Source organism: Micromonospora sp. WMMC250, from assembly GCF_027460215.1.
In the GTDB taxonomy this organism is placed as follows: domain Bacteria; phylum Actinomycetota; class Actinomycetes; order Mycobacteriales; family Micromonosporaceae; genus Micromonospora; species Micromonospora taraxaci.
Genome location: NZ_JAPZBJ010000002.1, coordinates 7079817 through 7094024, shown reverse-complemented (window position 1 = coordinate 7094024; position 14208 = coordinate 7079817). Strand labels below are relative to the sequence as shown.

13 protein-coding genes are annotated in these 14208 nt (G+C 72.3%); 6 read left to right on the top strand and 7 right to left on the bottom strand.

Annotated elements, in window-relative coordinates; translation table 11 throughout:
- Positions 1 to 25: 25 nt before the first annotated feature.
- The 3 genes from O3438_RS32305 to O3438_RS32295 are packed head-to-tail and all read right to left on the bottom strand — an operon-like array spanning position 26 to position 3059.
- The gene (locus O3438_RS32305) at positions 26 to 976 is read right to left on the bottom strand and encodes a VWA domain-containing protein (protein ID WP_269683263.1); all 951 of its coding nucleotides are present in this window, start codon (positions 974 to 976) and stop codon (positions 26 to 28) included.
- Positions 973 to 1974: a DUF58 domain-containing protein gene (locus tag O3438_RS32300; protein ID WP_269683831.1), complete on the bottom strand. Its 1002-nt coding sequence runs from the start codon at positions 1972 to 1974 to the stop codon at positions 973 to 975. The genes O3438_RS32305 and O3438_RS32300 overlap by 4 nt, the downstream gene beginning before the upstream one ends.
- Positions 1953 to 3059 (bottom strand): AAA family ATPase, encoded by a 1107-nt coding sequence (locus O3438_RS32295; RefSeq protein WP_269683262.1) that lies wholly within the window; start codon positions 3057 to 3059, stop codon positions 1953 to 1955. Before O3438_RS32295 ends, O3438_RS32300 begins: the two co-directional genes overlap by 22 nt.
- Positions 3060 to 3299: 240 nt before the next feature.
- On the opposite strand from O3438_RS32295, the gene O3438_RS32290 reads away from it, so the two are divergent.
- The 3 genes from O3438_RS32290 to O3438_RS32280 all read left to right on the top strand — a co-directional run bounded on the left by O3438_RS32290 (position 3300) and on the right by O3438_RS32280 (position 5891).
- Complete coding sequence (locus O3438_RS32290; protein WP_269683261.1) at positions 3300 to 3530, top strand: hypothetical protein; 231 nt, start codon at positions 3300 to 3302, stop codon at positions 3528 to 3530.
- A gap of 227 nt (positions 3531 to 3757) precedes the next feature.
- A complete protein-coding gene (locus tag O3438_RS32285; protein ID WP_269683830.1) occupies positions 3758 to 4294 on the top strand; it encodes a PH domain-containing protein in 537 nt (178 codons plus the stop codon).
- A 157-nt stretch (positions 4295 to 4451) separates the two neighbouring features.
- Complete coding sequence (locus tag O3438_RS32280) at positions 4452 to 5891, top strand: PH domain-containing protein (RefSeq protein ID WP_442929685.1); 1440 nt, start codon at positions 4452 to 4454, stop codon at positions 5889 to 5891.
- Positions 5892 to 6111: 220 nt separating this feature from the next.
- Here O3438_RS32280 and O3438_RS32275 read toward each other — a convergent pair whose 3' ends face one another.
- Positions 6112 to 7191 (bottom strand): phosphatase PAP2 family protein, encoded by a 1080-nt coding sequence (locus O3438_RS32275; RefSeq protein WP_269683260.1) that lies wholly within the window; start codon positions 7189 to 7191, stop codon positions 6112 to 6114.
- 138 nt (positions 7192 to 7329) lie between these two features.
- Between O3438_RS32275 and O3438_RS32270 the strand changes: the two genes are divergently transcribed.
- Together O3438_RS32270 and O3438_RS32265 are read left to right on the top strand one after the other, a co-directional pair.
- The gene (locus O3438_RS32270; RefSeq protein ID WP_145779911.1) at positions 7330 to 7734 is read left to right on the top strand and encodes a thioesterase family protein; all 405 of its coding nucleotides are present in this window, start codon (positions 7330 to 7332) and stop codon (positions 7732 to 7734) included.
- Entirely contained in the window at positions 7731 to 8561 is an 831-nt protein-coding gene (locus O3438_RS32265) for an MBL fold metallo-hydrolase (RefSeq protein WP_269683259.1), read from the top strand. The genes O3438_RS32270 and O3438_RS32265 overlap by 4 nt, the downstream gene beginning before the upstream one ends.
- Before the next feature lie 38 nt (positions 8562 to 8599).
- On the opposite strand, the gene O3438_RS32260 is transcribed toward O3438_RS32265, so the two are convergent.
- From O3438_RS32260 to O3438_RS32250, 3 genes are all read right to left on the bottom strand, one after another.
- Complete coding sequence (locus O3438_RS32260; protein WP_269683258.1) at positions 8600 to 10381, bottom strand: alpha-galactosidase; 1782 nt, start codon at positions 10379 to 10381, stop codon at positions 8600 to 8602.
- A 146-nt stretch (positions 10382 to 10527) separates the two neighbouring features.
- Positions 10528 to 11460 (bottom strand): PfkB family carbohydrate kinase, encoded by a 933-nt coding sequence (locus O3438_RS32255; protein ID WP_269683257.1) that lies wholly within the window; start codon positions 11458 to 11460, stop codon positions 10528 to 10530.
- A gap of 113 nt (positions 11461 to 11573) precedes the next feature.
- Complete coding sequence (locus O3438_RS32250) at positions 11574 to 12725, bottom strand: XdhC family protein (RefSeq protein WP_269683256.1); 1152 nt, start codon at positions 12723 to 12725, stop codon at positions 11574 to 11576.
- Positions 12726 to 13076: 351 nt separating this feature from the next.
- Here O3438_RS32250 and O3438_RS32245 point away from each other — a divergent pair, with 351 nt between their 5' ends.
- Positions 13077 to 14171 carry a lytic polysaccharide monooxygenase auxiliary activity family 9 protein gene (locus O3438_RS32245; RefSeq protein WP_269683255.1) on the top strand — a complete coding sequence of 365 codons (1095 nt, stop codon included), beginning with the start codon at positions 13077 to 13079 and terminating at the stop codon, positions 14169 to 14171.
- Positions 14172 to 14208: the final 37 nt, after the last annotated feature.

The window sequence follows — 14208 nt, the reverse complement described above, 5'->3', positions numbered from 1 at the left end:
GCGCTGCCCGCCGCCGGCCCACCGCTCAGAGCATCCGGGACGACCAGAGCAGGCTGAGCGCACCTGCGCAGAGCGCCAGCAGCAGCGCGATCCCCGCGTACCACTGGGTCACCTCGCGCGGCTCCGTGCGGAACCCGATCGAGCTGCCCATGTCCTGGTAGACCTGCTTCAGCTCACTCACCGACGCCGCCTCGTAGAAGTAGCCCTCGGTGGTCTCGGCGAGGTCGGCGAGCGCCAACCGGTCCACCGGCACCCGCTGCAACTGCCCGCCGATGTCGACCTGACCGGTGTCGGTGCCGAACGCGATGGTGGAGACCGGGACGTTGGCGGCCTGCGCGGCCGCCGCCGCCTCCTCCACCGCCCGCCCGGAGGTGCGGAAACCGTCGGAGAGCAGCACGATCCGGGCCGGCGGGATGCCCGCCGCGCCGTCCGCCGGGACCGACCGGATCGCCTCCAGGCAGGTGAACACCGCCTCGCCGGTCGCTGTCGCCTCGGCCAGCACCAGCCCGTCGATGGCACTGGTCACCGCGTCCCGGTCCTTGCCCGGCGGCACCAGCACGTTGGCCGCCTTGGCGAACGACACCAGCCCCAGGTTGTAGCTCTCCGGCAGCTCGCCGACGAACTGCTTGGCCGCCTCCTGGGCCGCCTCCAACCGGTTCGGCGCCACGTCGTCGGCCTGCATCGACAACGACACGTCGATGGCGAGCATCACGGTGGCCCGCTCCAGCGGCTCCTTGGTGTCGACCGCCGGCCGGGCCAACGCGGTGGCCAGCACCAGCAGGCAGAGCAGGAACGCGGTCGCCGGGACGTGCCGACGCCAACCCAGCCCCTTCGGCGCCACCGTCCGCAGCAGGTCCACGTTGGTGAACCGCATGGCGTACGCCCGGCGGTGCAGCTGCCGCCAGATGTAGAACGCGGCGAGGGCGAGCACCGGCAGCACGGCCAGCAGCCACCACGGTTGCATGAAACGGATCATCGTGTCGTCCCCCTGGTGCGGGCGTGCCGCTGCGCGGCCACGAATCGCACCATGTCCAGCAGCCAGTCTCGGTCGGTACGCAGGCGCAGGTGGGACGCGCCGGCGCCGCGCAGGGCGGCGGCGATCGTGGCGCGTTGGGCGGCGGCGGCATCGGCGTAACGCTGCCGCAGCCGAGGGTCGGCGGTCTGCACCTCGTGCAGCTCGCCGCTCTCCGGGTCGACCACCGGCAGCACGCCCACGTCGGGCAGCTCCAGCTCCCGCGGGTCGACCACCTCGATCGCCAGTACGTCGTGGCGCACCCGCAGTTTGCGCAACGGCCGGGCCCACTGCTCGGGCGGCGCGAGGAAATCCGAGACCACCACCACCACCCCGCGCCGTCGAGGCGGGCGGTTGAGCATCTCGATCAGGGCACCCAGGTCACCACGGCCGGGTTGGATGGTGGTGCCGGCGACGGTACGCAGCAGACCCTGCGCCTCCTTGCGACCCGAGCGGGCCGGCAGACGGGTGAGCACTCCGGGCCCCGCCGGCGGCGGTGCGCTCCGCCAGCGTCGGGCCGGCACGGGAGCGCCGCCACCGGTGCCGATCACGGCGCCGATCCGGTTGCCCCCGCGTACGGTGAGGTGGGTGATGGCAGCCGCCGCAGCGACCACCACCTCGCGTTTGAGCCACTGCCCGGTGCCGAAGTCCAGGCTGGCGGAGAGGTCCAGCGCCAGCCAGGTCTCCAACTCCCGGTCGGCCACCGTATGCCGCACGTGCGGGGTGGTGGTCCGGGCGGTGACCGGCCAGTCCATCCGGCGCACGTCGTCTCCGGGGCGGTACTCCCGGGACTCCCCCGCCTCACTGCCCGGCCCGGGGAGCAGACCGGCGTAGTCGCCCTGGAGCAGACCGTCGAGCTTGCGGGTGACCAGCAGTTGAAGCCGGGACAGCACGGCTTCACTCCGGTCGGCGAGGGGGGCGGGACGAGGGGTGGGTGAGGTCACGGGCGCTGCCCGGGCCAGCCAGCGCCCGGCGGGGGCACGCTCGACGACGGGGTGGCCTGCTGCCGGGGTGCGACAGCCGGCAGGGGGATCGTCGACATGACCCGGTGCACGATGTGATCGGCGGGTACGTCGTCGGCGAGCGCGTCGTAGCTGAGCACCAACCGGTGCCGCAGGATGTCCGGCGCGATGTCCTGCACGTCCTGCGGCAACGCGTAGTCGCGCCCCCGCAGCAGCGCCAACGCGCGGGTGGCGCGGACCAGGCCGAGGGAGGCGCGCGGGCTGGCACCGTACTGGATCAGTTGCGCGACGTCGGGCATGCCGTGTTCGGCCGGGGCGCGGGTGGCCAACACCAACCGCACCGCGTAGTCGACCAGAGCGTTGTGCACGAAGACCTGGTCGGCCTTACGTTGCAGAGCGATCAGGTCCGGGGTGTCGAACACCGCTGTCGGCTCCGGCGGGGCCACGCCCATCCGGTAGACGATCTCCCGTTCCTCCGCGTCGGTCGGGTAACCCACCACGATCTTCATGAGGAACCGGTCGCGCTGCGCCTCCGGCAGCGGGTAGACGCCCTCCTGCTCGATCGGGTTCTGGGTGGCCATGACCAGGAACGGGTCGGGCACCCGGTGGCTCTCCCCACCGATGGACACCTGCCGCTCGCTCATCACTTCCAGCAGCGCGGACTGCACCTTCGCCGGGGCCCGGTTGATCTCGTCGGCGAGCAGGAAGTTGACGAAGACCGGCCCCAGCTCGACGTCGAACTTCTCGCTCGACTGGCGGTAGATCCGGGTGCCCATGATGTCGGCCGGCACCAGGTCCGGGGTGAACTGCACCCGGGCGAAGGACCCGCCGACGACCTTGGCGAGGGTCTCCACGGCCAGGGTCTTGGCGACCCCGGGCACCCCTTCGAGCAGGCAGTGACCACGGGCGAGCAGCGCGACGAACATCCGCTCGACCATCCGGTCCTGCCCGACGATCACGCGTTTGATCTCGAACAGCGCTTTCTCCAGCAGGGTGGCGTCCTGCGCGGGTGTGGTCACCGGCGCGGGCGTCTGTGGTGCCGCCCCGTTCGGCGTCGGGGCGTCGGGCATGGTCGGCTGGGCCACCGGTCCTCCACAGCATCATTCGGTCGTCGCGGCTGGTGCGGTATCAAGACTCGCATGCCTTGCTGAGTGTCGAGGTGGGGAGAAGCCGATTTTCGCCGCGCCGTCCCCGTGGCCGAACCGCGCAACGCGGGTGTGCACGGATCGGCCCGCCGCGTGTACGATTCATCCCGTCGCCGGGCGGCTCCCCCCGTGGTCGCCCGGCGCTCAAACTTCCCGTCCCGCCGCCCTAGACTGGCCGGGATGAGCATCCCCTCCCCCGCCGACGAAGCCCTGGTCTGCTCGGCCCGGGGTTGCCGGGCCGCCGCGGTCTGGGCCCTGAAGTGGAACAATCCCCGACTGCACGACGCCGACCGGCGCAAGACCTGGCTGGCCTGCGCCGCGCACCGGGGCAGCCTCGGTGACTTCCTGGACGCTCGGGGCTTCCTGCGTGCCGTCACTCCGGTGCCCGGATCGCCTACGCTCGACACGTGAGCGGCGACCCACCGGCTTCCCCCGGCCCCACCTCCCCGTCCTGGCCGCCCACCCCGGCCTCCGCACCACCCGGTGTCGTACCACCGCCCGGCGCGTTCCCGGCACCTGGCACGCTCGGCCCGGAGCCCGTCGCGCCCGACGCCTCGTCGCCCGCGCCGCTGCCGCCGGGCGCGCTACCGCCGCCTGGTCACCGCACGGCGCCCTACGCCGACCAGCGCGCCCCCGACCTGCCCCCGCCCGGCCTCCTGCCGGCCGGCCCTCTGCCGTCGTCAGGGCGTGGGCCGCTGGATCCCTGGCCGAGCACCGTCAACTGGCAGCCGATCTCCACCGACCTGATCTGGGTGGAGCTGATCCGGCTGGCGGTCGTGGTCGCCATCGGGCTGGCCGGGACGGCGGTGGGCTGGGCCCTCAGCGGCCACTGGTTGTTCGGGCTCGCCGTGGCCGTCGTCGCGCTGCTCGGCGGGTGGCGAGCCATCGCGATCGTCCGCGCGGTGCGCGCCTGGGGGTATGCCGAGCGGGAGAACGACCTGCTGGTCCGGCACGGGCTGTTGGTCCGGCGGCTCTCCATCGTTCCGTATTCGCGAATGCAGTTCGTCGACGTCAGCGCCGGGCCGTTGGAGCGCGCCTTCGACCTGGCCACCGTGCAGTTGCACACGGCTGCGGCGGCGAGCGACGCCCGGGTGCCCGGGCTGCGGCCGGCGGAGGCGTCCCGGCTACGCGACCGGCTCACCGCGCTCGGCGAAGACCGGGCGGAGGGCCTGTGAGCGCGAGGAGAGAGCCGGGCTTGCGAGCCCCGCAGTCGCGAACGAAAAGCGGCCCGATGAGCGCGAGGAGTGAGCCGGGCTTGCGAGCCCCGCAGTCGCGAACGAAAAGCGGCCCTGTGAGCGCGAGGAGTGAGCCGGGCTTGCGAGGGCCGGCCCGATGAGCGACGGGCCCGCCGAGCCGAGCACCGTGCCACCCAGCAGCCCGTCGCCGCACGAGCCGATGCCACGGGACGCGTCGGCCCCGTGGCCGGCGCCGCCGGGCGGTGGCGACGGCGAGCCCCGGCAGCGGCTGCACCCGCTCAGTCCGGTCCTGCAGGGCGCCAAGTCGCTGGTGGTGGTGATCGCCGGGTTGTCGTGGTCGACGCTGTCCCGGGTGGGCTTCGGCTGGTTCGCCGCCATGGTGGCGGTGCTGGCGCTCGGCGCGACGGTGTTGTCGGTGGTGAGCTGGTACAACACCGGCTACCACGTGGTGGGCCGCGAACTCCGGGTGTACGAGGGGCTGCTCTGGCGTCGTACCCGGGCCATCCCGTTGGAGCGTCTGCAGGCCGTCGAGGTGGTCCGGCCACTGCTCGCCCAGCTCACCGGCCTGGCCGAGCTGCGGCTGGAGGTGGTCGGTGGCGGCAAGACCGAGGCGCCCCTGGCGTACCTCGGGGTGGCCGACGCGGCCCGGCTGCGCGACCGGCTGCTGGCGCTGGCCGGGCGGGTGGCGCAGGCACCGGCACCCGAGCCGGAGCAGGCGACGTCCGCGGTGACACCGGGAGCGCCGGCACCGACGGTCGCCGCACCGGGCCGGCCACTGCACGCGGTACGCAACCAGAGCCTGCTGATCAGCCAACTGCTCACGCCGCAGGCGTTCCTGCTTCCGTTCGGTGTGGCGGTCGTCGTGATCCAGTTCCTCACCGCGGGGTCGTGGTCGTTCGTCGCGGTGGCGAGCACGCTGACCGCGATGGCCGGTGTGCTGCTGCAACCGGTGCGCCGGGTGCTCGACGACTGGAACTTCCGGCTGGCCCGCGACGGCGGCACGTTGCGGGTGCACAACGGCCTGTTGGAGACGCGCTCGCAGACCGTACCGCTGGCCCGGGTGCAGACCGTGCGGGCCACGTGGCCGCTGCTGTGGCGGGTCAACGGTTGGCTGCGGCTGCGGCTGGAGGTGGCCGGGTTTTCCGTCGCGGAGGCCGACGACCGTAACCGCCCCGATCGGCTGCTGCCGGTCGGTGACCTGCCGACCGCGACGATGATCGTCGCGGAGGTGCTTCCGGGGGTACGCCTCGACGCCCTGACGCTGAGCCCTCCGCCGGCCCGGACCCGGTGGCTGCACCCGGTGGGCCGTCGCGCCCTCGGTGCGGGGCTGTTCGAGGAGGTGTTCGCCACCCGCTCCGGGCGGCTCACCCGCCAGTTGGTGATCGTGCCGTACGCCCGTATTCAGAGCGTGCGGGTGGTGCAGGGGCCGATTCAGCGCCGCCTCGGATTGGCTTCCGTGCATGCGGACACGGCGGGCGGTTCCGGTGCCACCGCCCAGGACCGCGACCTTGTCGAAGCCTGGGCCCTGGCCGCCGACCTGACCCAGCGAGCCCACCAAGCCCGCCACCGCCCCTAACCCGCCCCTCCCTCCCTACCCTCCCTCGCCCCCCACCCCCGTGTTGATCATGACCTCATCCCCCAACACGCCGGCCGGAGCCACCGCGCCCGGCGTCCCCACGCCCACCGGCGTTGATCAAGAGGTTTGCGTCAGGAATCCGGGGATCGGTGACGCAAACCTCTTGATCAACCGGGGTGGGCGCACCCGGGGGGCGCACCCGGGGGGGTGCGGTGGGGGGTTAGTGGTCGGCGGGGACCTGGGGGTCTTTGCTGGGGGTGGTTGGTGTGCGGGGGGACGGGGGTTCGTTGGGTGGTGTCTCCGGGTCGTCCGTCCGCTCGGGGGGCGGTGGCGTTCCGGCCTTCGGATGGCGGGCCCGCCAGGCGGTCCAGCCGCGCTCGGCCAGGCCGACCACCAGGAAGGTCAATCCCACGTACGCCCAGCCGACCAGCACGTCGATCACGTAGTGCTCACCCGAGTAGACCAGGGTGAAGGTCATCGCCAGCGGGTACGCGAGCAGCAGCGGCCACCAGCGACGGCGGGTGCCGGCGAGAAAGAACAGCACCACGAACAACGCCCACGCGGTGTGCAGCGACGGCATCGCGGCGACCGGGTTGGAGGCGATCTGGCCGGCGTTGAGGACGTTGCCGGCGCCGTGCATGCCGAACGCCTTCCAGCCCCGGGTGGAGATCCGGGCGACCTCGGTGAGCAGCCCGTTCTGCGCGGCCCACCAGGGCGGGGCGGCCGGGTAGAGGAAGTAGGTGACCAGGCCGGCGGCGCAGAGGAAGCCCCAGCGCCGCATGTACGCGGCCCAGCGGTGCCGGTCGCGCAGCCAGAGCACCGCGGCGGCGGCGAGCGCCACCACGAAGTGGGAGAAGTACACCCAGCTCGCCGCGACGTCCCACCAGTGCACCTGCGGGTGGTAGAGGTGCTGCTGCAACCAGACGGTGGGCACCTCCCCGCCGGTGGCCCAGCCGAACATGAACCGGTCGGCGACGATCAACTCCATCGCGTGCGGGGTGGCCCCGTTGTCGGCGAACCCCCGCGAGAGGTTGTAGACGACGAACAGCAGCACCACCGGCACCCAGTCCCGGGCGAAGCGCAGGTGACTGCGCCACGGCCGCTCACTGTTCCAGGCGATGGTCGCCAGCCAGATCCACACGAAGGCGTACGCGGGGTCGGTGGGCAGCCCGATGGCCAGCCACGCGGCGACGAAGGTGACCGCCCAGACGGTCATGGCGACGACGCGCCGACGACCGCCGTCCGGGGACGCGGGCGGGTCGGTCCGGGCGGGGGGCTGGGGGTCAGTCACGACGGCCATCGCCGTCAAGGTTAACGACGGGTACGGCATCGACCGACGGGGACCACCCGGCGGGGCCGCGCACAGGTGGGAGACGGTGGGTGTCGGGATCACCGGGCGCGTGCTCGACGGGCTCGGTGAGCACCTAGGCTGACGACCATGCAGGAGCAGCCCGAGCCGGCCTTCGCGCCGGGTCTGACCGCCCAGGTCGAGTTGACAGTCACCGACGCGGACACCGCCCAGGCGGTGGGTTCGGGGGACGTACCGGTGCTGGGCACTCCCCGGGTCCTCGCGCTCGCCGAGGCGGCGACCGTCGCGGCGACGGCGACCGGTATGCCGCCCGGGTCGACGACGGTGGGCACCCGGGTCGAGTTGGAGCACCTGGCGCCGACAGTGGTCGGCCGGACGGTCCGGGCGCAGGCCCTGCTGGCGACGGTCGACGGCCGACGCCTGTCGTTCGAGGTCACGGTCAGCGACGGGGACCAGACGGTGGCCCGGGGCCGGGTCGACCGGATCATGGTGGACCGGCAACGTTTCGTCGAACGCGCCGGGCGGGTGTCGTGACCTCCGGTTTCGTCGAGGTCGCCGACCGGGTGCACGTGCTGCGGGAGCCGATGCTGCGGGTCAACGTCACGCTGGTCGTGGGCGACGACGAGGCCCTGCTGGTGGACACTCTCTCGTCGGCCGCGCAGGCCACCGACCTGGCCGCCGCCGTCCGGGCCGTCACCGACCGACCGTTGACTCTCGTCAACACCCACCACCACTACGACCACTGCTTCGGCAACGCCGTCCTGGCCGGCGAGCCACCCCGCCCGGTGTACGCGCACGAGCTGGCCGTCGCGGCCCTGCGCGACGAGCCGGAGCGGCTGCGCCGGGAGGCGTACGAGGAGGTGCGGACGGAGCACCCGACGCTCGCCGCCGAGCTGGCTGACACGCCCCTGCTCGCCCCGACGCACGCCGTTCAGACGGAGACGACGCTCGACCTGGGCGGTCGGCGGGTGCTGCTACGGCACCCCGGCCGGGGGCACACCGAGGCCGACCTGGTGGTGCACGTGCCGGACGCCGACGTGCTCGTGGCGGGTGACCTCGTGGAGCAGAGCGGCCCGCCCGCCTTCGAGGACTCGTACCCCCTGCGGTGGCCGGACGCGGTCGCGGACCTGTTGCGGCTGACCACCGAGCGCACCGTGGTGGTGCCGGGTCACGGTGACCCGGTGGACGTCGACTTCGTCCGCGCCCAGCACGTCGAGCTGGCCAGGTTGGCCTGGCTGATCCGGGCCGCGCACACCGGCAGCGCCCCGCCGGAGCGGGTGGCCGCCGAGGCGCCCTTCGGTGCGCGCGCCGCCCTGATCGCCGCCCGGCGCGGCTACCTCGAACTCGACGGCGAGGGCTGACCCTCAGCCCACCAGGGGCGGCGGCGCACCACACCGACCTACGCCGAGGTACGCCGCCACTGCTGCTGGTTGCCGGTGCCGCACGTCCACTGCACGACGCGGGCACCGTCGGTGGTGGCGGCGTTGAAGACGTCCAGGCACTTGCCGCTGTGCCGGGCGACGAGCTGCACGTAGCCCGTGCCGAGGTCCTGCACGCGCCACTGTTGGTTGGTGCCGCCGTTGCAGGTCCACTGCGTCACTCGGACCCCGTCGGCGGTGGCGCCCGCGCCGCCGTACACGTCGAGGCACTTGCCGCTGTGCACGCTGACCACCGTCTGGTAGCCGCCGCCCGCGTCCTGGAACCGCCACCGCTGGTTGGGCTGGCCGTTCGCGGCCCACTGGACCACGTCGGCGCCGTCGGTGGTCGCGTTGTTCGACACGTCCAGCAGCTTGCCGCTGTGCCGTGCCGTGAGGGTGGACGTGGTCGGCACCGGCACCGTGGTCTCCGGCGCGAGCCGGTACAGCCCGGCTCCGTGGGCCGGGAGCGTACGGGTGAAGGTGCCGCTCGCCGTGCCGAGTGCCGCACCGGACCACAGGTCTGTCGCGCTGGCGGATCCGATGCCCAGGTCGGCCAGGTTGACCGACACGGGGGCCGTGCTGCTCTCCCGGTTGAAGAGGGCGACGTACCTGTGGTTGCTGCCCGGCACGTCGGCGGTCCACACCTGCCGGGTGCCGCCGGTGAGCTGACGGTTGTTGGTGCTGTTCTGGTCGACGGCCAGCACCGCCGCGTTGGTCATCAACGCCAGCTCGGAGGCGCGGTTCTCGACCAGGTTGCCGCCCCACATCAACGGCGCCCGGTTGATCACCCACAGCGACATCAGGGTGCGCTGCTCGTCCGCCGTCAGGTTGGAGTAGCGCGGCGATCCGACCGGCCCGTACTTGGAGAGCCGACCGATCGGGATCATGTCCGGGTCGGGCCAGGCGCCGGTGGCGCGGTACGGGGTCCAGTTGCGGAGTTGGTCGAAGAGGGCGTCCACTGACGACCAGTTGTCCCACAGGTCGTTGACGATGCGCCACATGTGCGCGTTGGTCTGCACGTGTCCGCCGCTGGCCAGCGGGGTCGCGCCGGGCGACAGGCTCAGCACCATCGGGCGGCCGCTGCGCTGGATGGCGGTGCGGTACCCCTCGACCTCCGCCTGCCGGTACGTCGGCGCGGCGATGTCGTCGACCTTCACGAAGTCGACTCCCCAGGACGCCAGTAGCTGGAACACCGAGTCCAGGTAGGTCTGGGCGCAGGGGTTGGACATGTTGAGGCCCCACATGAGGTTGAGCCAGTTCGCGGTGGTGCTGTTGTTGATCTGGTTGGCGCGGCAGTTCGTGCCGAGGATCGGGACGTTGTCGGCGACGGCCTGGCGGGGTATGCCGCGCATCAGGTGGACGCCGAACTTCAGCCCCTGCGCGTGGACGTAGTCGGCGAGGGGTTTGAACCCGTTGTCACCGGCGGCGGAGGGGAACCGGGTGGTGTCCGGTAGCAGCCGCCCGTTGGCGTCCATCCGGAGTCGGGGTTGCAGGTTGGCGTCCTGGTTGGGGCTGTTGTTGTGTTGTCCGGGGTAGTACCAGGCCCAGTCGATCACCACGTACTGCCAGCCGAACTGCCGCAGGTTGGTGGCCATGTAGTCGGCGTTGGCCCGTACGTCGGCCTCGGTGACCCTCCAGTTGAACGAGTCGTAGCTGTTCCAGCCCATCGGTGGGGTGTCGGCCACGCCGTTGTCCCACGCCTGGGCCCGCTGGGGTGGGCTGATGGCGACACCTCCGACAGCGACGAGAAACATGACCAGCATGGCGGCGACGGGGCGGAAGGACGGAGGTATCCGGACTGGTGACATCGAAGCCTCCGGCGAGAAGCGCAGGGATGTTTCCATCGCAAGACGTCGATGTTAACGCTCACATAAAGGAGGCGTCAAGACGGCGCGCTCCCGCTGATGACTCAGCCGAAGCGACGCTCCACGTCGGCGCGCGTGGGCATGGCGGTGGCGCCACCCGGTGACTCACAGACCAGGCCGGCGACCCGCAGCGCGAACCCGACCCGCTCCACCCACCCGTCCGGTGTGACCGGCTCCCCGGCGACGAGCAGATCGGCGATCAACGCGGCCATCACCGAGTCACCCGCGCCGGTGGCGTCGATCGCGTCGACCTTCGGGGCCGGCACCCGGACCGGGTCGGCGTCGGCGGCAGCCAGCACCGCACCGGCCGCGCCGAGCGTCACCACCACCGTGGAGGCACCCACCTCGCGCAGGTACGCCGCGACCCCCTCGACCGGTTCACCGGGGTAGAGCAGTCGGGCGTCGGCGGCGCTCAGCTTGACCAGGTGCGCACCGGCGGCGAACTCGACCACCACCTCGCGCAGCCCCTCCAGCGCAGTCGGCCCGTCCAACAGCCGGGGACGCACGTTCGGATCGAAGACCCGCAGACCGGTGGCGAGCGACCAGGCGCGTCGGGCGGCGGCGAGCCCGCCGGGTTGCAGGAGCACGATCGAGCCGCAGTAGAGCACGTCCGCGCCCTCCATCAGCGCGAGATCCAGGTCATCGGGGCCGAGTAGCCCGTAGGAGGCCGGCTCACCGTAGAAACGGAAGTCCGGTTCCGGTCCGGCGTACGTGACCACGGCGAGCGTGGTCGGCGCCGGCACCGTGACCGCACCGGCCACCCCGACGTCGACAGCACTCAGGAAGGCGCGGATCCGACCACCCAGCACGTCGTCGCCGAGCGAGCCGACGAACTGTGCAGCGCCGCCGAGGCGCGCCACACCGACGGCCACGTTGAGCGGTCCACCGCCGATCGCCTGCCGGTAGACCCGCTCACCGTCGCGCTCAGTGTCGAGCAGGTCGACCAGCGCCTCGCCGAGCACCACCGCGTATCCCATGCCGGTCCTCTCGTCCTCGCCACCCGCCACCGACCCGCCAACGCCGAACCGATCGCCGTGGCACCAGGCTGGCACAGCGGGCCGTCCGGCGAGCACCGAAGCCGCCGCAACCGCTACCCCGGCTGGTGGATCGGCCCGTCGAGCGCCACCAGCGGGCGACCCGTGCCGCCCCAGCGGGCCGCGACGATCTGCGCGGCCACACTCACCGCTGTCTCCTCAGGGGTACGCCCACCGAGGTCCAGCCCGATCGGGGAGGCGAGCCGGGCGAGCTGCGCCGAACTGACCCCCGCCTCGCGCAGCAGCTTGCGCCGTTCGTCGTGGGTGCGTCGCGAGCCCATCGCGCCGACGTAGGCCAGCGGGTGGCGCAGCGCCACCTCCAGCAACGGCACGTCGAACCTCGGGTCGTGGGTGAGGACGCACACCACAGTCCGCTCGTCGACCCGACCGGCGTCCACCTCCGTACGCAGGTAGCGGTGCGGCCACTGCACCACCACCTCGTCCGCCTCGGGGAAACGTCGCGCGGTGGTGAAGACCGGCCGGGCGTCGCAGACGGTGACCCGGTAGCCGAGGAACGCGCCGATCCGGGCCACGGCGGCGGCGAAGTCGATGGCCCCGAAGACGATCATCCGGGGCGGTGTGGCGTACGCCGTCACGAAGAGGCTCACGCCGCAGCCGCGTCGCTGCCCGTGGTACCCGTACCGGAGCATTCCACTGTGCCCGGCGGCGAGCAGCCCGAGAGCATCGGCGCTGGCGGCGGCGTCGAGTCGGTCGTCACCGAGGGAGCCGGTCGGCTGCCGGCCGGTCAGCACGAGCCGTCGACCCAGCCGCCCGGCCGGATCGGCCGGCACCGGGCCCGGCGGGTCACCGGCGTCCGCCGCCACGCAGGTGACAACCGCCGCCGGTCGGCCGTCTCGGCGCGCGGCGGCGATCGCGTCCAGCCCGGGCAGGGCGTGGGCGTCGACGCGCTCCACGAAGACGTCGAGGACACCACCACAGGTCAGGCCCACCGTGTACGCGTCGTCGTCGCTGATCCCGTACCTGGTCAGCTCGGGTGCGCCGGTGTCCAGCACGCGGCGGGCCCGTTCGTAGAGGTCCGCCTCGACGCAGCCGCCGGAGACACTGCCGGTGACAGTGCCGTCGGCCGCGACGAGCATTGTCGCGCCGGGCGGCTGCGGCGCCGAGCGCCAGGTGGCCACGACGGTGGCGAGGGCGACCGGTTCGCCACCGCGGCAACGGCGGTGCGCCTCGTCGAACACGTCCGGCACCGACCGCCACCTCTCGATTTCCTCACCTCTAGGCAGGATATGGCGTCCATCGGCGGTCGACGGGTCAATTGATGCATCGAGGAACGACTATTGCGTCGGGGCCCTACGGCATGGTGGGATGACGCGTACCGGGCGGTGCGAGGGCTGCCGTGCCGCCGGTTGCCGGGTTCGTTCGACGCGAGGGCACCGGTCCAGGGCTGGACCGACGATGGCGCGTGTCCACCGGCTGATTCTCCGCCGGGCACGTCGCCGTGATCGTCGCACCGCTCACCGAGGCGGGCGATCATGCCACATCCCACCCGATGTCAGCGGGGCGGCGCGGACGGCGCGCCTCGCGAGTCAGGAGAACCTGTGAACCGTTCCCGTACGGCCGCGTTGCTCATCGCGGCCGTGACACTCGCACTGGGCGGCGTCGCCCTGGCGTCCAATCCGCAGCCTGCCGAGGCGCACGGCGCGGCGATGACGCCCGGCAGCCGCACCTACCTGTGCTGGCAGGACGGCCTCAGCACGACCGGTGAGATCCGGCCGACCAACCCCGCGTGCTCCGCCGCCGTCGCGACGAGTGGCGCGAACTCGCTCTACAACTGGTTCAGCGTGCTCCGCTCCGACGCAGGGGGCCGGACCACCGGCTTCATCCCGGACGGCCAGCTGTGCAGCGGTGGCGCCACCGGCTTCCGCGGCTACGACCTGCCCCGTACCGACTGGCCGCTGACCCACCTGACCGCTGGGGCGCGGTTGGACTTCAAGTACAGCAACTGGGCACACCACCCGGGCACGTTCTACTTCTACGTGACGAAGAACAGTTGGAGCCCGAACCGGGCGCTGGCCTGGAGTGACCTGGAGGAGCCGTTCCTCACGGTGACGAACCCGCCGCAGCGCGGCGGCGTCGGCACCAACGACGGGCACTACTACTTCAGCGGCAACCTGCCGTCGGGCAAGAGCGGCCAGCACATCATCTACTCACGCTGGGTGCGGTCGGACTCGCAGGAGAACTTCTTCGGCTGCTCCGACGTGGTCTTCGACGGTGGCAACGGTCAGGTGACCGGCATCCGGGGCGGCACGACGTCGCCGACCCCCACGCCGACCACCCCGACGCCGGGTCCGACCGACCCGCCGCCGACCACCACCCCGCCGCCGGCCGGTGGCGCCTGCACGGCCAGCTACAAGGTGACCAGCTCCTGGCAGGGTGGCTTCCAGGGCGAGGTCACGATCACGAACAACGGCAGTTCGACGTTGTCCGGCTGGACCGCCAGTTGGACCTGGCCCAACGGGCAGTCGATCAGCCAGATCTGGGGTGCCACCCAGACGTCGTCCGGCTCGTCGGTGACGGCGACAAATGTCGCCTACAACGGCAATGTCGAACCGTCACGCACCGCGACGTTCGGCTTCCTGGGCAGCTCCACAGGCACCAACGGCGTCCCCGCAGTGACCTGCGCCGCCCGCTGAGCCCTTCCCGTCAATAGTTGATCAAGAGGTTTGCGTC